This is a genomic window from Nonomuraea sp. NPDC050786, assembly GCF_040654115.1.
Lineage (GTDB): Bacteria > Actinomycetota > Actinomycetes > Streptosporangiales > Streptosporangiaceae > Nonomuraea.
The window spans coordinates 1-16,383 of sequence record NZ_JBFAHJ010000035.1 but is presented as its reverse complement, the minus strand read 5'-3'; the positions used below and the strand labels follow the sequence as shown (position 1 = coordinate 16,383).

Annotated in this window: 16 protein-coding genes; 7 read left to right on the top strand and 9 right to left on the bottom strand. The window is 68.4% G+C overall.

The window, feature by feature from the left end; all coding sequences use genetic code 11:
• Positions 1 to 40: 40 nt before the first annotated feature.
• Positions 41 to 967, top strand: coding sequence for an AraC family transcriptional regulator (locus AB0H84_RS43455; RefSeq protein WP_357618034.1), 927 nt, complete (start codon positions 41 to 43; stop codon positions 965 to 967).
• Here the strand turns inward: AB0H84_RS43455 and AB0H84_RS43450 are convergent.
• Positions 940 to 1,674, bottom strand: coding sequence for an aminoglycoside 3'-phosphotransferase (locus tag AB0H84_RS43450; RefSeq protein ID WP_357618031.1), 735 nt, complete (start codon positions 1,672 to 1,674; stop codon positions 940 to 942). The genes AB0H84_RS43455 and AB0H84_RS43450 overlap by 28 nt on opposite strands.
• On the opposite strand from AB0H84_RS43450, the gene AB0H84_RS43445 reads away from it, so the two are divergent.
• Positions 1,673 to 1,852, top strand: a complete 180-nt coding sequence (locus tag AB0H84_RS43445; protein ID WP_357618028.1) for a hypothetical protein — start codon at positions 1,673 to 1,675, stop codon at positions 1,850 to 1,852. The two genes, AB0H84_RS43450 and AB0H84_RS43445, sit on opposite strands and share 2 nt — an antisense overlap.
• Positions 1,853 to 1,873: 21 nt before the next feature.
• On the opposite strand, the gene AB0H84_RS43440 is transcribed toward AB0H84_RS43445, so the two are convergent.
• The 6 genes from AB0H84_RS43440 to AB0H84_RS43415 form a co-directional block, all read right to left on the bottom strand.
• Positions 1,874 to 2,647, bottom strand: coding sequence for an alpha/beta hydrolase (locus AB0H84_RS43440; protein ID WP_357618025.1), 774 nt, complete (start codon positions 2,645 to 2,647; stop codon positions 1,874 to 1,876).
• Between the two features lie 185 nt (positions 2,648 to 2,832).
• A complete protein-coding gene (locus tag AB0H84_RS43435; RefSeq protein ID WP_357618022.1) occupies positions 2,833 to 4,023 on the bottom strand; it encodes a hypothetical protein in 1,191 nt (396 codons plus the stop codon).
• A 398-nt stretch (positions 4,024 to 4,421) separates the two neighbouring features.
• A complete protein-coding gene (locus AB0H84_RS43430; protein ID WP_357618020.1) occupies positions 4,422 to 5,684 on the bottom strand; it encodes a cytochrome P450 in 1,263 nt (420 codons plus the stop codon).
• Between the two features lie 43 nt (positions 5,685 to 5,727).
• Entirely contained in the window at positions 5,728 to 7,131 is a 1,404-nt protein-coding gene (locus tag AB0H84_RS43425) for an FAD-dependent oxidoreductase (protein ID WP_357618017.1), read from the bottom strand.
• Entirely contained in the window at positions 7,128 to 7,346 is a 219-nt protein-coding gene (locus AB0H84_RS43420) for a ferredoxin (RefSeq protein ID WP_357618014.1), read from the bottom strand. The genes AB0H84_RS43425 and AB0H84_RS43420 overlap by 4 nt, the downstream gene beginning before the upstream one ends.
• Before the next feature lie 317 nt (positions 7,347 to 7,663).
• Entirely contained in the window at positions 7,664 to 8,311 is a 648-nt protein-coding gene (locus tag AB0H84_RS43415; RefSeq protein WP_357618011.1) for a TetR/AcrR family transcriptional regulator, read from the bottom strand.
• A gap of 329 nt (positions 8,312 to 8,640) precedes the next feature.
• Between AB0H84_RS43415 and AB0H84_RS43410 the strand changes: the two genes are divergently transcribed.
• The 5 genes from AB0H84_RS43410 (at position 8,641) to AB0H84_RS43390 (ending at position 12,820) form a co-directional block, all read left to right on the top strand.
• On the top strand, positions 8,641 to 8,901 hold the full coding sequence (locus tag AB0H84_RS43410) for a hypothetical protein (protein WP_357618008.1): 261 nt from the start codon (positions 8,641 to 8,643) through the stop codon (positions 8,899 to 8,901).
• A gap of 86 nt (positions 8,902 to 8,987) precedes the next feature.
• Positions 8,988 to 9,755, top strand: a complete 768-nt coding sequence (locus tag AB0H84_RS43405; RefSeq protein ID WP_357618005.1) for a HAMP domain-containing sensor histidine kinase — start codon at positions 8,988 to 8,990, stop codon at positions 9,753 to 9,755.
• Positions 9,752 to 10,969: an ATP-binding protein gene (locus AB0H84_RS43400; RefSeq protein ID WP_357618003.1), complete on the top strand. Its 1,218-nt coding sequence runs from the start codon at positions 9,752 to 9,754 to the stop codon at positions 10,967 to 10,969. The genes AB0H84_RS43405 and AB0H84_RS43400 overlap by 4 nt, the downstream gene beginning before the upstream one ends.
• Before the next feature lie 241 nt (positions 10,970 to 11,210).
• Entirely contained in the window at positions 11,211 to 12,242 is a 1,032-nt protein-coding gene (locus tag AB0H84_RS43395; protein WP_357617999.1) for a tyrosine-type recombinase/integrase, read from the top strand.
• 314 nt (positions 12,243 to 12,556) lie between these two features.
• Entirely contained in the window at positions 12,557 to 12,820 is a 264-nt protein-coding gene (locus tag AB0H84_RS43390) for a hypothetical protein (protein ID WP_357617996.1), read from the top strand.
• A gap of 61 nt (positions 12,821 to 12,881) precedes the next feature.
• On the opposite strand, the gene AB0H84_RS43385 is transcribed toward AB0H84_RS43390, so the two are convergent.
• Together AB0H84_RS43385 and AB0H84_RS43380 are read right to left on the bottom strand one after the other, a co-directional pair.
• Positions 12,882 to 15,905 carry a Tn3 family transposase gene (locus tag AB0H84_RS43385; protein ID WP_357617993.1) on the bottom strand — a complete coding sequence of 1,008 codons (3,024 nt, stop codon included), beginning with the start codon at positions 15,903 to 15,905 and terminating at the stop codon, positions 12,882 to 12,884.
• A 162-nt stretch (positions 15,906 to 16,067) separates the two neighbouring features.
• Positions 16,068 to 16,289: a hypothetical protein gene (locus tag AB0H84_RS43380; protein WP_357617990.1), complete on the bottom strand. Its 222-nt coding sequence runs from the start codon at positions 16,287 to 16,289 to the stop codon at positions 16,068 to 16,070.
• Positions 16,290 to 16,383 lie beyond the last annotated feature (94 nt).

The following is a 16,383-nucleotide window of genomic DNA, read 5'->3' as shown; positions in this document are numbered from 1 at the left end:
GGGCTAGGCCGATCCCGGCGCGTACTCGTACGATCCCGACATGCCTGCCACGCTGCACGAGCACGCGCTGTTCGCTGGAGGCCCGGTCCTCGCGGGTGTCCACCGCCTGAATCCCGACATCGAGCCGCACGCGCACGACTTCCTGGAGATCGCGGTGGTCGGAACCGGTGACGGCCGGCACGTGAGCAGCCAGGGCGAGCGCCCGCTGCAGCGCGGTGACGTCATCGTGCTGCGGCCCGGCGCGTGGCACGGGTTCCGGAACTGCACCGACCTGACCGTCGCCAACTGCTGCCTGTCCGCCCAGGCGCTACGAGCCGAACTGGCGGCGCTGTATGACATCCCGATGCTCCGCCGGATGCTGTGGACCGACCCGGTGGCATCCGGCACGCACGGCGTGGCGATCATGACCGTTGACCCGGCCGCCGCCGAAGAGGCCATCGCGGAGATCGGCCTGCTCGAACGCGACCTCAAGGCCGCTCACGACCGGCCGGGACGCGTGCTGGGCCGGCTGATCACCGTGCTCGGCATCCTGGCCGACGGCCGTGCCCCCGACCGGAAGACGCTCGAGGCCGCCGTCCACCCCGCCGTCGCCGCCATCATCGCCCGTCTCGAGGCGGCGCCGGCCCATCCGTGGCGGCTGGATGATCTCGCACGGGCGGTCAACCTCGACCCCGCCTACCTCGGGCGGCTGTTCAGGCAGCACGTCGGATTGACGCCGCTGGGTTTCCTGGCCAGGCTACGGGCGGAACGCGCTGCCACCCTACTGGCACACTCGAACCTGCCGACTGCCCGCGTCGGCGCCGCCGTCGGCTGGGACGACCCGACGTACTTCGCCCGCCGCTTCCGGACGCTGGTCGGTCTGACGCCCACCGAGTACCGGCGGCGTACCCGATCAACCGCCCCCCACATCCAGCTCAGCATCCCGGCGCGGCAGCTGGGTCAGAGAAGCTCGTCCAGCAGCCGGTAGTAATACAACCGCTCATCATCGACCTCGTCGACGAGGCCATAGGCGACAAGGAACCCCTCCCACGCCGCCGGGCCGTGCTCCTCGGACAAGTCCCTATGGGCGATGGCGAGGTCACGGTATCGGTCGGCCACACCCAATGCCGGGACGTCGATGACCACGGGCTCTCCCGAGGCGGGCAGCAGCACGTTGGAGGGGGTGTAGTCCCCGTGCGCGACGACGAGATCCTCGACGCGGGGACGCGCGGCCAGCAATCGTTCGTGAACCGCCTCAGGGGTGAGCCCGAGATGGTCAGCGTCGAAGTCGTCCGGATCCACGAGGCCGCCACGGACGTTGGCGCCGGCACGTTCGAGAACCGCCGGCAGCCGGCCGTCGAAGGGGCATTCAGTGACGGGCAGCTGGTGCAGCATGCGCAGCGTCCGCCCCAGGACGGCGCCTACGTCGGCGGGCGCGGCGGCTTCCAGCGACGGAGCGCCCACATCGGCAAGAACGAGAACAGGGTCCTCGAAGGCGACCACCTCAGGAATGGGCACGCGTCCGTGCAGCCAGCCCAGCCGCAGGTGCTCGGCCCTGGCCAGGGGGCCGAGCTTGACGTAGAAGACCTTCGATCCCGAGCTGACCCGCAGGGCCGTACCACTGGCTCCTTCGTGATCAGCCGACCAGGAGGCGTCCTGGTGGATCAGCTGGCGAAGTTGATCTGAGAACTGCATGGACCGCATTCTCGTCCGATCTGATGCGTCGCAGGTGCGATACGCGCGCCAGGGCGGCGTGGCGATGCGTGAGCGCGCGCATCGCCGCGCCGGGGGCGGCGTGGCGATGCGCGCGCTCACGACCGCGCCGGCCGGCCCGTCGATTGACGCGGCGATCTCCAGCGCCGCCTCATGGTGATCGGCCAGGATCTCCCCGTTTTCACAGGAAGCGGGAAACAGCCGCCAGCCACGCCTCCGGCTGGTCTATGTGTGCCATGTGGCCTGCCTCATCCAGGACAACCGCATCCGTGCACGGCGTAAGTGACACCAAAGAGGCAGGGAACGTCATGTCATACCGTCCATGCAACAGGAACAGCGGGATGCCAGACAGACGTTCGACAGCGTCAGGACAGCGGGCGGAAGGAAAGCGGCCCTCGCGCCAGGCTTTCAGGTACGTCCCGGTGAACACCACCCGCTCCAGGCGCCGGTGATATTCGGCCAACGACTGCTCTCGCCACACATTGAGCGGTGCGGTCCGGAACGCCTCAGCCCGGACGAGTTCGGCACCGTCCAGGACCGAGTTGTCCCAGAGAGAGGGATGAGCAGCGGTGCGGCGCTCGTACTCCTCCCATCCGTCGAAGGCGTCGGCAGGCACGGGCAGGACACTGCTGGAGGCGACGATCAGACGTCGGACCAGATGCGGAGCCTGGATGGCCAAGCGCTGAGCGATGAGGCCGCCATAGGAGAAACCAAGCACGTCCACAGGCGACGACCCGATCAGCTCTACGAGATCGGCCACCATCGCGTCGGGCGTAAGCGGATCAACGGCAGGAGAGCGACCGCACCCGCGGAGATCGGGAAAGAGCAGGCGGCGCTCGCCCGCCAACTCGCGGAGCGGCTCGAGCAGGTAGCTGTGGTCCCAATCGGGCCCACCGTGAATGACCAATAGCGTGCGTTCGGCAGAACCATCGAATTCTCGAACATAGAGACGCATGCAGGAGATGCTAATTGAGCGTGAAGAACGTCCGCCTACCTGGAGAAGCTTCTGGCCGTCCACGCAGAGCCGTCATCCCCGGACACCGATCAGGAGGCCCTCCGCAGGAAGCGCGGTTCCCACCGCGACCGCCTCATCCATCGGACCAAGGAGCGGCGCGGTCCGGTCTGAAGTCTTTCCAGGCTCTAAGAGGAGGAACGAAGTTCGGCTGCCACCGCCCGCTCCCGCAACTGCGCCGCCTCCGCCCGTACCGCCTCCAGCTCCGACCGCATGTCCTCCAGCCGTACCCGCTCCAGCCTCAACTCCCCCAGCAACCGATCCCGCTCCTTCGCTGCGGCGTCAGCCCGCGACTTCTCCCGGGACACCTGCTTCCGCTCCCGGGCCAGCGCCGCCGAGGACTCAGCCACCTTCTCCTCCAGCCGCTCCACCTCCGCCGTCGCCCGCGCGGCGTCCTTGAGGGCCACCGCCCGATCCCGCTCTGCCTCGGCCGCCGCGCGCTCGGACATGACGGCCCGCTCCACCGCCCGGTCCCGCTCCTGCGCCGCCGCCTCGGCGCGGGCCTGCGCGCCGACCGCCTCCCGCTCGGCCTGCTCGCGCGCCCGCAGGGCCGCCGCCGTCTCGTCCCGGGCCCGGTCACGTTCTTCCCGTGCCTGGTCGGCGTCCTGTTGAGTCCGTACGGCCTGCGCGCGAGCCTCGGCGGTACGCCGCTCCGCCAGCTCCACCCGTTCGGCCAGCTCCTGAACGGCCTGATCCCTGGCCTGCTCCGTCAGCTCCACCTGGTGGAGCGCCTCCTCGGCCCGCTGCTCTGCCGCCTCCGCGCGCCGCTGCGCCTCCTCGGCCGTCTGCAACGCCTGCCGCTCGGTGCTCGCCGCCTCCCGCAACGCCGCCAGCGCCTGCTCCCTCGCCCGCTCGGCATCCCCCAGCGCGGTCTCCCGCTCGCCTTCCGCCTCTTCCAGCCGTGCCCGCATCTCGGCCGTCTGCCGGCGGGCGTGCTCGGCGGCCTCCCGCGCCAGCCGTACCTGCTCGAATGCCTGCTCCCGCTCGGTGCGCGCGATCGCGACCCGCGTGTGCGCCTCGGCCTGCACCGCGCTCAGCTTCGCCTCGACCCCCGCCGGACTCAGCTCCTCGGCCAGCGCTCGCGCCAGCGGTTCGATGGCAGCCGCCAGCCCGCTCTCCATCCGGTCGTACAACTGCTCGGCCCTGGCCAGGGCCCCCTCGAGCCCCGGCGTGGCCCGCCGCAACTCCCGCTCCCGCTTGGCAGCCGCCTGACAGTCCTTCTCGGGGCAGTACGCCTTGGGCCGCCCTCTCCCCCGCCGCTGCTCGATCGGCGCTCCGCAGTGCTTACAGGGCGTCACCACGCTGGTCTCAACAGTCACTGTGACAGCGTACCATTTTCGATTTTCTAGAAAATAGAAATCAGAAATTGAGATCCGTTGCGAGGCGACGCGATCAAGGTAACTTGCGAGAAGGCAACATTCCCGCAAGTTACTCCACCCGGAGCGATCCCCCGCCACCGGACGGTGCGACTGTCGGCTCGCAGGTGATCCCACAGCCATGAGCGTCGAAACTCTGGAGCGCCTCGCCGCGCGTCACCGCCTTCCCAGAATTGACGATTTCGTCAATCATGAACAGTATCGTCATTTACATAATGACTCGCCCAAGGAGAAGTGAGGGTTCCGTCACTCTTGACGAGATAGACGGCGAAAGCGCCGCAGTGGCAGACGCCATCCGCGAGGTGAAGACCCGAGCGGCGATCCTTGTGCCGCAATCCGGGTCAGTCGCGAATTCCGTCGATGTCGACCAGGACGTGGCGCGGGCCGCGGAAGATCTGATTGTGGCGGTAGGGCGGCGGGTCGGCGACGAGCCGCGGGTTCTCCACGCGCCGGACGAACTCCGCCACCGCCACCTGGACCTCCAGCCGGGCGAGCGGAGCGCCGAAGCAGAAGTGGATGCCCTGGCTGAAGCCCAGGTGCTCGTTGTCGGGGCGTTCGAGGTCGAGCCGGTCGGGGTCGGTGAAGCGTTCCGGATCGCGGTTGCCCGAGCCGTACACCAGGAAGATCGGCGCGCCCGCCGGGATGGTGGTGCCGGCGATCTCGATGTCCTCGACGGCGGAGCGGGTGTGCCAGAACTGGACCGACGACTCGAACCGCAGCAGCTCTTCCACCGCGGGCACGATCAGGTCGGGGCGGCGACGCAGCTCCTCCAGCGCCTCGGGGTGCCGCAGCAGGGTCAGCACGCTGTGGGCGATCAGATTGACCGTGGTCTCATGCCCGGCGAAGAGCAGCAGCACGGCATTGCTGGCGAGCACGCCCTCGGACATGCGCCCGTCCGGGCCGCCGTCATGCGCCATCGCCGAGAGCATGCCGGGGCCGGGCCGCTTGGCGTACTGCTCGAGCAGCCCGGCCATGAACTGCTCGAGCTCCTTTACGCTCCGGCGCGCGTCCTCCTGCCGGCGCCGCATCTCCTCAGAGGCCGCCTCAGGGCCGAAATCCAGGGCGTCCAGGGCGGTCTCGATCCAGGCGTGGAAACGCGGTTCGGCTTCCAGCGGCACGCCCAGGACCTTGCAGATGAGGGTCACCGGCAGGGGGTAGGCGAATTCGTCGACGACGTCGATCCGGGTCTTGCCCCGCATCCTGTCCAGCAGGTCGGCGACGATGCGGCGGATGTCGGGCTCCAGGTCGGAGATCTGGTGCGGGGCGTGGGGCGGGCCGAAGAAGTGTCGCGTCATCGTGCGGCGGTCGCGGTCGTGCTCGGGTGGGTCGCAGGTGATGATGTTCGGCTTCAGTTCGATGACGGCCTCGGTGATCGGCTCGGCCCCCGGCTCCGCTGCTGCCGGGGCGCGGGCCGGGAGCTTGCGGACATCGGAGCTGACGCGGGGATCGTGGAGCAGCGTGACGATCTCCTGGTAGGTGCTGACGACGTAGGTGCCGTCCGGCTGCCGGGCCACCGGGGTCTTGCGGAGCTCGGCGTAGAAGGGGTACGGATCGGCACGGTTGGCGTAGCGCAGCGCCTGCTGCCAGGGTGTCTCCTCGGCCATGCTGTTGCGCTCCTTCCTGCCGCTCTCAGCGGCCTCGCGGCTCTCAGCGGCCTCGCGGCCGGAACTCGGCCCTGCGCTCGTTCGGGTCGTGCCCGGTGAGGACGACGTCGGGGATCGCCGTCGGGACACCCGGCGCCGGGAACTCGGCGGGCACCGGTTTCATGACGTCCGGCCGGTCCCAGCCCGGCGGCGGGGGCGGGAACGGGGCCGACTCCTCGATCAGGTGCGCGTAGTACTCCAGCCACTTGCCGTGGTCGAAGGTGACGGCGGCGACGACGCGCCCCCGGCGGCCGTAGGCGGCCGCGAAGCAACGGTCCTTGACCGACCCCTGCGTGAAGACGATCTCGTCACCGAACGGCGGCACGCCGACGGACTTGATATTGACGCCGAACTGGCCGGACCAGAAGCCGGGCAGCAGCAGATGCGGCCGGTAGTGCGGTTCGAGGTTGACCATGTTGTGGGCCGCCACCTCGGCGCCGAGGACGGCGTTGTCCCAGTGCTCCATCGCGAGGAACTGGTACTCGTACAACACGTGTGGCGCGCGCGCCACGTCTCCCGCCACGTAGACGCTGTCGGTCACCACGCCGTTGATGTCGAAGGCCCGGCCGCCGGCGTCGCAGCCGACACCCCAGAAGCCAGCCGCCAGCCCGGAGCCCTGCAGCCATTCCACGTTACGGATCGACCCCAGCGCGGCGAGCACCACGTCGGCCTCGACGGTGCTCCCGTCCGAGAGCCGAGCGCGCCGGACATGTCCGGCCGCGTCGCCCTCCAGCGACGACACGCTCACCCCGCAGCGCAGGTCCACACCGTGGTCGCGCTGCATCTGCGCGGCGATCTCACCGATCACCCCGCCCAGCGCCCCGACCAGGGGAGCCGAGCCCCGCTCGGTGAGGGTCACCGGGATGTCGAGTTCCCGGCAGACGGAGGCCACCTCCGAGCCGATGAACCCGCCGCCGATGACCAGCACCCGCGACGGCCGCGCGGCCAGCGCCTGCTGCAGCCGCGCGGCGTCATCACGCGAGCGCAGCGAGAACACACCCTCCAGGGCGGCCTCGGCAGGGTTGGGCCACTGCCGCGCGCGGGTCCCCGTGGCGATCAGCAACCGGTCGTACGGGACCTGCTCGCCGTCGGCCAGGCGTACCTGCTTGGTGGCCCGGTCCAGCCCGGTGGCGGCGACGCCGAGCCGCCACTGCGCGTCCACTTCGCGAGCGCGGGGCAGCACGGTGTGGTCGGCCGGCACCCAGCCCTTGAGCACCTGTTTGGACAGTGGGGGACGGTCGTAGGGCTCGTACGGCTCGTCCCCGATGATGGTCAACGACCCGCTGAAGCCCTCCTCGCGCAGGGCTTCGGCGGCCCGCAGCCCCGCCAGGGAGGCGCCGACGATGACGATCCGGCCGTTAGCCTTGAAGTCGCGCACCAGCTCGGCAAGCGTCGCCGACAGCGTCATGACCCCGCACCCCGCTCCGTGCCGTCCAAGCGGTCGATCATGATCGCTTGCACCGGGCAGGCCGCGGCGGCCCGCTCCACCTGCAGGCGCCGCGCGTCGTCGGGGTTCGGCTCGTAGGTGAGCGCCTCGGTTCCGTTCAGCTTGAAGACCTCGTGGGCCAGATACACACACTGCGCGTATCCCTGGCACCGGTTCAGGTCCACGACGATACGCATGGGCGGCCCCTTTCCGTCCGCGACTGCCGCCCCACGGCGACCCTCGACGAGGTCATTCGGCTACACGGCTATCCGGCCTTCTTCAGGTGATCCAGACTGGACAGCCCCATCATCATCGGCGAGTGTCATGGCCGGGGACTCCGGTCCCCACCCGACGGCGTCGGCACCCAGGTGCCGCCCGGCCGATCCGTCACCTGACCACTCTCCGCCCCGACTCCCATGACCCACAACCGCCATCAGGTAAATCATGGTTGGTGCCGGACATTACGGCCGACACGGGCGGCGTTGCGCGGTAAACGCTCCATCGACGGGCGCTGCTACGCCGTGGCGTAGGGGAGCCGGTCGAGATCGGGCAAGGGAAGTTGGCAGATGCGGTGGGCCTCGTCGGCGGGGATGCCGAAGGTGCGCAGCAGATCTTCGGCGATCTGGTCGGTGGCCCGGGCGTCGTCGCGGTCGGGCTGAGTGTGGAGCAGTTGGCCGAGGCACAGGGTGGCGCCTGAGGACATCACCAACGCCAGTTCCGGATCGCCCACGGTGAAGCGCCCGGCTTGGATACCGGCTTGGATGTCGCGTCGGGCCCGGGCGGCAAGGCCGTGCTCGGAGATGGCGATGGTCAGGCCGGTGTTGAGCAGGACCTTGCTGAGCTGGGGATGGCGGCGGTGCAGGCGTCCGGTCAGCCGGAAGCTGCAGGCGAAGACCTCGGCCGGGTCGTCCATGCCGCGGGTCAGCTCATCCAGTGCCGCGCCGTGCCGGTCCAGGGCGTCTTCGACGGCCGCTTTGAAGAGTTCGTCCTTGCCGGAGAAGTGGTTGTAGAACGAGCCCATGCCCACGTCGGCGGCCTGGGTGAGCTCCAGGATCGCCACATTGGTCTTGCCGTCGGCGATGAAGGTCTGAGCCGCGTGGACGAGCGCGGCGCGGGTGCGCGCCTTGCGCCGGTCCAGGCGGCTTGGTGCGGCGTCGGTCATCTGTTCTCACTCCTGTCGCAGCGTTCCCGCTTCACTGTAGTCCGCGCCGTCAGGAGTGACGAAATGCTCACTATGGATTTGGCGAAACATGGCATTGCTGACGATATGGTCCATAAGTGACGATATCGTCAGAAGAGACAGGACTCCGGACAGAGCACAGCGAGGCCGTCACCGTGGCCGCTGCCCAGCGGACGTGCCTAACACCAGCACGCTCGAGCGTCGCACCAGGTCGGCAACGCCATTGCGGCCAAGAGGAGTGCGGCCTCGGCTGAGAACACAAGTCCACACCGCGCGGCGAGCGCCCTGCTGCCGCATGCTTCCCCTTCCCGATGGAGGAAACCCATGACCGACCAGCTCACCACCACCGGATTCCCGAGAACCGAAAGGCCAACGAGAGCGACATGTCTCCCCTCGATTACCCGATCGCCCGCCAGGACCCGCGCCTGGACATCACCGACCTGCACGTCTTCCGGGCAAAGCGCAGCACCTCACTCGGACGACATGCGCTGTGCGGCAGTGGCTTGCCCGTGAACGCGCAAGCTGACAACCCTCCGCCGAACCCAATCGAGAGAAAGGATCATCCGCGATGAAACGTCCCACAGCCCGCTACGACTGTGAGGATCCACACTCGCTCGGTGCGGGCCCAACCGCAGCGACGATCCCGAGCGCGCCCGACATGCTGACAGAGCTGGAGCAGGAGCTTCAGAATAAGCGGCGGTTCGCCTCCGATGCCTCGCACGAGATGCGCACGGCCGTCGCGGGACTGCGCGCCGAGCTGGAGGAGGCCCGTCTGTATCCCGACCAGACCGATCTCCACGACCTGCTCGCCAGGACGCTGAGAGGCGTCGACCGGTTGGATGCGATCCTCGCCGATCTGAGAGTCCTCGGCGAAATGGAGACAGGTCCTCCCCTGGAGCCGCAGCAGATCGACCTCGCAGAACTGGTCCGAGACGAGGTCGCCCGCCGGGTCGATCGCCTCGCCGTCCGGCTCTGGCTTCAACCCGGCGTGACCGTCCAGGCCGTTCCGATCCGGATCGCCCGGCTGCTCACCAACCTGCTCGACAACGCCCAGCGGCACGCCCAGCAGATGGTCGAGGTTCGGGTGAGCCGTGCGGGCGACAGCGCCGAGATGACGGTGACCGACGACGGAGAAGGGATCGCGGAGTCCGAGCGGGAACGGATCTTCGAGCGCTTCACCCGCCTGGGCGCGGCACGCCGCCTCGACCACAGAGGGACGGGCCTCGGTCTGGCCATCGCCCGCGATATCGCCCAGGCGCACATGGGCACCCTCCACGCCGAGGAGTCCGCAACGGGCGGGGCCTGTTTCGTGCTGCGGCTTCCCCTCGCGCGACCAGCTCGTCCAGCAACCCCGGCGCGCGAGGCAGATGTCCGAAGAAGGCTATGGGTCATTGGCTCTGCCGCGCATAACCGGGAGGGAACATGATGCGACAGAACGTTGACTACGCCGCCGTGTTCGCGGCCGTTCCGACCCCGTGCCTGGTCATGACGCTGGATCTGACCATTGCGGCGGTCAACCAGGCATACGTCGACGCCTGCGGACTGCAGCGAGAGGAACTGCTGGGCCGTTACCTTTTCGACCCGTTTCCCCGTAACCCCGCCGATCCCAATGAGATCCGCGCGCTGCGGAAGCTCGAAGCCTCGCTCTGCCGGGTCCGAACCACCGGACGGTCCGATGTCATGGCTCCGCACAAGATCGCCATGCCGGTGTCCGGCAGTGCGGACGCGTTCGAGGAACGGTACTGGAGCGCGAGCAACACTCCCGTCCTCGGCCCGGACGGAGCGGTGATGCTGTTCCTCCACTTGGTCGAGGACGTGACCGCATTCCTCACCCCGCGACATCAGGCAGGCTCGCGGGCGAGCGCGTCGGACACCCACGAGCCAGCGATGAAGGTGGAGCAATACGGCCCTGCCAAGGAACTGCAGGAACTGAATGAACAGCTGAGAGAGGCGAAAACGCACGTTGAACAGCTGTTTGACCGTCAGCGTCAGTTCGCCGCTGACGCCTCACACGAGCTCCGTACGCCGATCGCCGGCCTACGCCTGCAACTGGAGGCAGCGCAACTGTATCCAGACGACGTCGACCTGCCCCATCTCCTGAACCATGTCATGCATGACCTCAATCGGCTGGAGAACATCACCAATGATCTCCTCCTTCTGGCCCGGCCACAGGCCGACACCGGGAGAATCCTCCAGGATGTAGACCTAACAGAACTGGTCAAGACAGAGGCAGCTCGCTGGGCCGACCGATGCAACCTGCGACTCGACCTCGACCCCGCGGTGACGGTGAACGCCGCCCCGAGCCAGATCGCCCGATTGTTCGCCAACCTGCTCGACAACGCCCGACGTCACGCCAACCACATGATCGAGATTCGCCTGCGCCGAACAGGCGAACATGCCGAGCTGGCCGTGACTGATGACGGCGAGGGAATTGCCCCCGCCGACCGCGAACGCGTATTCCAGAACTTCGTCCGGCTGGACACCGCCCGCAGCCGCGACCGCGGCGGTGCCGGCCTCGGGCTGGCCATCGCACGCGACATCGCCTCAGATCACCACGGCACTTTGCACATCGAAGACGCGGAGACCGGCGGCGCGTGCTTCGTCTTCCGCATTCCCCTCGCCGGTCGGCAACGGGCCTGATCCGGTTCTCCGGACATCGATCGAGCCCTGCTCACCACAACCGCTCACCCCCGCCCCTCACCATGAGCCTGAGCTTTCCCCGGCCAGCTCGACCAGCACAACGGCCCATCTCACGACCGCAGTAAATACCGGATTTACTGCGGCAGCCGCCTGCGCCGTGCCATCCTGAGCTGGATCACCGACATCAGTGATCATCATCGAGGTGTACGCATTTACTGCGGCAGAGATGAAGGGTGAACGCGTGAGCTTGATCGCCGCCGACGTGATCCCGCTCGGACATGACCGGCCCGGCACCTACGCCGACGCGGTCGAGGCGTATCTGCGTTCGGCCGGGATCGCCTCCTCCTCCCAGCGGATCTACCGGATCTCGCTGACCACCTGGGCGTGGCTCGCGCGCGGCGAGCAGCCGCCCCTGGGCAGGGCCCGCCGCGGCACTACCCCGCCAGCCGTCGGCTTCAGCACCCTGGACGGGCCGGCCACCGCCGGCGTGCTCGCCGAGGCCTTCGCGCAGCGGGCCGGGCTCGTCGACGCCGACACCGTCAACCGGGAGCTGTCGGTGTTAAAGGCCGCCATCGCCTGGTGGCGGGCCCGCGGCTGGCTCGCCACCAACCCGATCGCCGGGCTCGAACGACGTCCCGCGCCGCCGGACCGCACCCGGGCTCTGTCGCGCGGGCAGATCGCCGCGCTGTTCGAGCTGAAGGCGCCCCTGCGAGAAAAGACGCTGTGGCGGATCCTGTATGACACGTGCGCCCGCGCCGAGGAGATCCTCAGCCTCGACATCGACGACCTTCTGCTTGCCGACAAGCGCGCCCGCATCGTCTCCAAGGGCGGCGCCACCGACTGGGTGCACTGGCAGTCCGGCACCGCCCAGCTGCTGCCCCGCCTGCTCAAGGGCCGGAGTCGCGGCCCGGTCTTCCTCACCGACCGGCGGGCACCCGCCCACACGCCAACCTTCGACGTCTGCCCGGTCACCGGCCGGGCGCGGCTGTCCTACCGGCGCGCCGCGGAGCTGTTCGAGACCCTCACCCGGCCGCTGGCCCACCCCGGCATCACCGACCCTGCTGAACTCGACCGGCGCGACGGCTGGACGCTGCACCAGCTGCGGCACTCCGCGCTGACCCACGAGGCCGAAGACGGCACCAACACTCCCACCCTGCTGGCCCGCTCCCGGCACGCCTCGGTCCGCTCCCTCGAACGCTACGCCCGGCCCGGCGTCGACGCTGTCGCCAGTCACGTCGCCTCCCGCGATCCCCGAGCACGCCGCAGCACCTGACACCATGCCCGACCGGCCGCTCCAACAAGGAGGCATGGTGAGCGACAAGCAGCCCGTACGCCGGCGGCTGGCGGCCCGGCTCCTGCAGGAGGCGACGACCTCACCCGGCACGCCGGCACCGATTCGGCACCGCCCGCCCCTGCCGTGCTCGGCCATGCGTGCCAGCCGTTCATGATCGCCGAGACCGTGAGCGGGCTGCTGGACGAGCATGCCGTCCCCCGCGGTGACGCCCATGCGGTCTGCACCGACTACTGCCGGCGTGCGGTGCGCGTGCTGAGCGAGGTCCTCGGCCCCCACGTGTTGCGCCGCTACACGTGGGGGCCGCCCTGCGGGCCGACATCACCACGCTGCGCCGGGAAGGCGCGGCGGAGGTCAGCCTGGCCAGCGGCGAGGACGCCGACCGGATCACCACGGTGCTGATCACCCTCGGCGGCGCCCTGGCTGAGACGTTGACGCCGATGGCCGCCGACGAGAGCCTCCCGCCGATGATGCGAGGCGCCGCCCGCATGGCCGCAGATGCCCCGGCATCTTGTGAAGCCACTCTGGCGACACGGCGGCTGGTAGAGCGCGTTGCTTGAGTCCGTCCGGACGGAGCCAGGTCAGGCCAGCCGGTGGCTCCACCAGCTGCATCGACCACCGTCAGGCGGCCAGGTCGACGGCGGTGAAGTCGATCTCCTTGAGTTCAGGGTTGAACGCCGCCGGTTGCTCGGCGATCTCGTCGGTGGCGTAGGCGCCGAAGCGGCGGATGTGGGCGCGCAGGTAGGGCGACAGCGCTCCGAGTTCGTCCGCGGTGATGGTCCACCCCTCGGCCACCAAGGTGCGGACCACGTCCATGAGGTCCAGCGCATTGTGGAAGATCACCAGGTTGGCCAGCAAGGTATTAAGCTTGATCAGCTTCTCCTGCTCTTCGGGGTCGTTGTCGGCGATCACGCCGTTGTTGCCAAAGCCCAGCCACTGGGAGAACCCGTTGTAGGTCTCGACCTTGTTGGTCGCCGCGGTGACCCGGGCACGCAGCGCCGGATCCGCGAGATAGCGCAGCAGCGCCACCGTGCGCACGCTGCGGCCCACCTCGCGGAAGACCTTGTAGATGCGGTTCTTGCGCGAGTTGGAACGCAGCCGCCGCATCAGGGTCGCCGAGCTCAGCCGGCCCTCGCTGATGGAGAAGGCCACCTGCATCAGGTCCCGCCAGTGCCGCTCGATCAGCTCCCAGTCGATCACGTTGCGGCCCCGGTCGCCGAACAGCGCGTCGATGTGCGGGTAGCTCAACTGGGGGTCGGCGCGGAAGAAGATCAGGTCTTTGAAGTTGCGAATGCGCGGCATCAGGTCGAACCCGAAGAGCGTGGCCAGCGCGAAGACCGGGAACGACTGGCCCTGCGTGTCGGCATGCACGGTTGTCGGCTGGACGTCGGAGTTGTTGGCCAGCAGGCCCTCGATGAGGTAGACCGCCTCCCACACCCCGCAGGGTATGAACCGGGAGAAGAGCGCGACATAGGTGTCGGAAATGTAGTGGTAGGCGATGCCGCCCACGCCTCCGTACCGGATCGAGGTCTCGGCGAGCAGGTTGTCGATGTAGGTCTCGACATGAGTGCCGTCAGCGGCGACCGTGGTCCCGTCCCCCCACGCTTTGACCACGTCCAGCTCGGCAAAGGCGTTGACAACGGTCGCGATCGCCGCATTCAGCTTCCGGATGTCGATATGCCGGTTGCGAATCATCGACAGCTCCCGGGCCGACACCCCGGTCAGGTGCTTGGCCGCCTCGTACGGTCCCAAGTTGATCCCACCGGTGAACACCGCCAGCGAATAGCGGAACAGCGGATCGGAGATCTTCGGATCCGATCCGGAAGCGGGTCCGAAGTGGTGGTGCCAGCCCAGCCAGTGCGCGGTGCGCGCCACGATCGACAACAGCGACCGCTCGGGCATACGCCGCTTGATCGCCGCGGCCAGCTTCTCGACGGCCTTCAACGTCTGCTGGCCACGACGCCGCTTGACGGTAGGCACCCCATCGTCGCTGATCACCAGGTCGGAGTTGTCCTCATACCCGGCGTCCAACTCCGCGGCAGCCGCCAGGTGACTGCCACGCAGGTGCGCGACGAAGCCGCCCGCCGTGCTCGGCAGGCCGACCTGCTCGCAAAAGCCCTCCAGCAGCGGCTCGCACGCCTCCCACGGCAGCAGGTTGGCGCTCCAGTCGGCATACTCGTTCGATCCGACCACCGCGATGTCGCCGGTACGCAGCTCCTCGGCCAGATGGGTGAACACCATCGCCTCAAAATGCCGGCGCGCCACCATCCCCGGCCGGCTGCGGTCAGTGACAGCGCGCCGCCAGTTGCCAGAGGCGAACATGATCCCCGAGTCTGGATCCCTGGAACCGTCGACCGGTGGGGGCATCGGGACGAAGTCCCGTCGTAGCCCCTCATGAGCGCGGGCGTGCTCCAGCGCGGCCAGAACCGAGTCATCACGGGAGGTGGCCTTCAGCTCCAGCTTGGCGACCAGGTCGAACATCACCGCCCGGTCCCGCTTGAAGAACCGGTAAGCCAGCACCTCGTAGTTGTCGCCATGGAAGGCCGAGACCTCCTCGATGTCGGCCAGCTGGGCATCGAACCCGCCGACGCTGTTCACCGCGGCCACCGCACGCTCGGCCCCCTGGTCGGCCGCGGGGCCGTCGGGGTCCAGGTGCTCCAGCACGGTGCGGTAGGTGCCGATCAGCCGCTCGCTAACGGCGCGCTGGCGCTCGCGGATGTCCTCCAGCGCGGCCCGGGCCTTCTTCAGATTGGCCCCCACCCGCTTGCACAGCATCTCGGCCAGATCATCCCGGGCCCGCATCCGCGCCGTGTGCAGCAGACAGGCCAGCAACGCCAGCCTCTTGACGCGGTCGTAGCGAGACAGGGTGTCGGCGTCCTGAGCGGCGGCTTCCCCAGCGAAATCGATGATCTTGGTGGGGGCGATCCCCTCCAGCCATTCCCAGGTGTCACCGAGCGCGTCGATCTCGTTTAAGTATTTGACGTGGGCATCGAACTTCGCCCACGTAGGCCGCTGCGCCGGCTTCTTCAGCCGGTTGAACAGCGACTTGCCGTCCGCTCCCACCGTCGTCAGCAGTGCGCCCATGCGCTCTTGTCCCCTGAGCCCCATCCGCTCTACGACCTGGGTGAAGATCTCGGCGTTGACCCGGGCCCGGATCGTGGAGGCCATCTCGTCCAGCGTGGTGAACCCCGGAAGCTCCAGCGAGGCCTCGATCAGGCGTTCCAGCGCCACGTTGATCAGATCCGGCGGGTTGTTCTTGGCCTGGGCCGCCTCCGTGATGGCCTCGGCCGCTATGGCCCGGGCCCGCTCCTTGTCGTAGGTCACACCCTGGCGCGTCCGGATCTGCTTGCGGTGCCACTTGGCAGTGCTCGTGGCCCCGTGGTCGGGCTCGACATCGCCGGCCAGGCCCAGGCAGCGCCGTACGTGATCGACGACAACCTCGGGGATCTCCTCGCGGGCAGGAAACCGGGCCATCTTCTGAAAGCACTTCAACGCCAATACCAGCGCGAACAGCGTCTGCGGACTCCGGGCCCGCTCCTGAGCCCAGTCAATCTCATCAGCCGTCGGGGTGAAGAACACGTGTAGTACCCGCGCCGAGGTCAGGCGCTTGAACTGCGGGTAAGCGGTCCGCTCGATCGATGTCACCGGCGAGCCCTTTCCGGACGATCACCTCCAGAACCCGCACACCATAGCGGCAGATGATCACAACACACCGCATGGTTCACCAAACCGCAACCAAACCATCGCATACGGTCACACGCCAGCTGTCATCAGAGGCTCTGACCAGCCCTATTAGCCCTTTCCGGCTTACTTGGTCTGCCCCCCTCCATCATCTACGCGGTCGGCCGCGACCAGCTCGACATTGAAGGCCTGGCGGAAAGCCGTATCAAGCAGATGCTCGAGGGCGGGCTGATCGCTGACTTCGCCGACTTGTTCTTCCTGACCCGTGAGAAACTGCTCGGCCTGGACCGCATGGGCGCAACCAGCACCGACAACCTGCTGGCCGCCATCGAACGAGCCAAGAGCCAACCGCTAATGGGAGCTACCGGGTCGGCTGATCGGGCAGACTCGGTGCCTGGTAGCCGCTGGTGAGTGAGCACTTCCAACCGCTGGACCGATTTTG

Excerpts from the sequence above, each read along its gene's own strand:
- AB0H84_RS43455 (WP_357618034.1), top strand. The coding sequence starts at position 41 with ATGCCTGCCACGCTGCACGAGCACGCGCTGTTCGCTGGAGGCCCGGTC.
- AB0H84_RS43445 (WP_357618028.1), top strand. The coding sequence starts at position 1,673 with ATGGACCGCATTCTCGTCCGATCTGATGCGTCGCAGGTGCGATACGCG.
- AB0H84_RS43450 (WP_357618031.1), bottom strand. The coding sequence starts at position 1,674 with ATGCAGTTCTCAGATCAACTTCGCCAGCTGATCCACCAGGACGCCTCC.
- AB0H84_RS43440 (WP_357618025.1), bottom strand. The coding sequence starts at position 2,647 with ATGCGTCTCTATGTTCGAGAATTCGATGGTTCTGCCGAACGCACGCTA.
- AB0H84_RS43430 (WP_357618020.1), bottom strand. The coding sequence starts at position 5,684 with ATGGCCGAGGAGACACCCTGGCAGCAGGCGCTGCGCTACGCCAACCGT.
- AB0H84_RS43425 (WP_357618017.1), bottom strand. The coding sequence starts at position 7,131 with ATGACGCTGTCGGCGACGCTTGCCGAGCTGGTGCGCGACTTCAAGGCT.
- AB0H84_RS43420 (WP_357618014.1), bottom strand. The coding sequence starts at position 7,346 with ATGCGTATCGTCGTGGACCTGAACCGGTGCCAGGGATACGCGCAGTGT.
- AB0H84_RS43415 (WP_357618011.1), bottom strand. The coding sequence starts at position 8,311 with ATGACCGACGCCGCACCAAGCCGCCTGGACCGGCGCAAGGCGCGCACC.
- AB0H84_RS43410 (WP_357618008.1), top strand. The coding sequence starts at position 8,641 with ATGGAGGAAACCCATGACCGACCAGCTCACCACCACCGGATTCCCGAG.
- AB0H84_RS43405 (WP_357618005.1), top strand. The coding sequence starts at position 8,988 with ATGCTGACAGAGCTGGAGCAGGAGCTTCAGAATAAGCGGCGGTTCGCC.
- AB0H84_RS43400 (WP_357618003.1), top strand. The coding sequence starts at position 9,752 with ATGATGCGACAGAACGTTGACTACGCCGCCGTGTTCGCGGCCGTTCCG.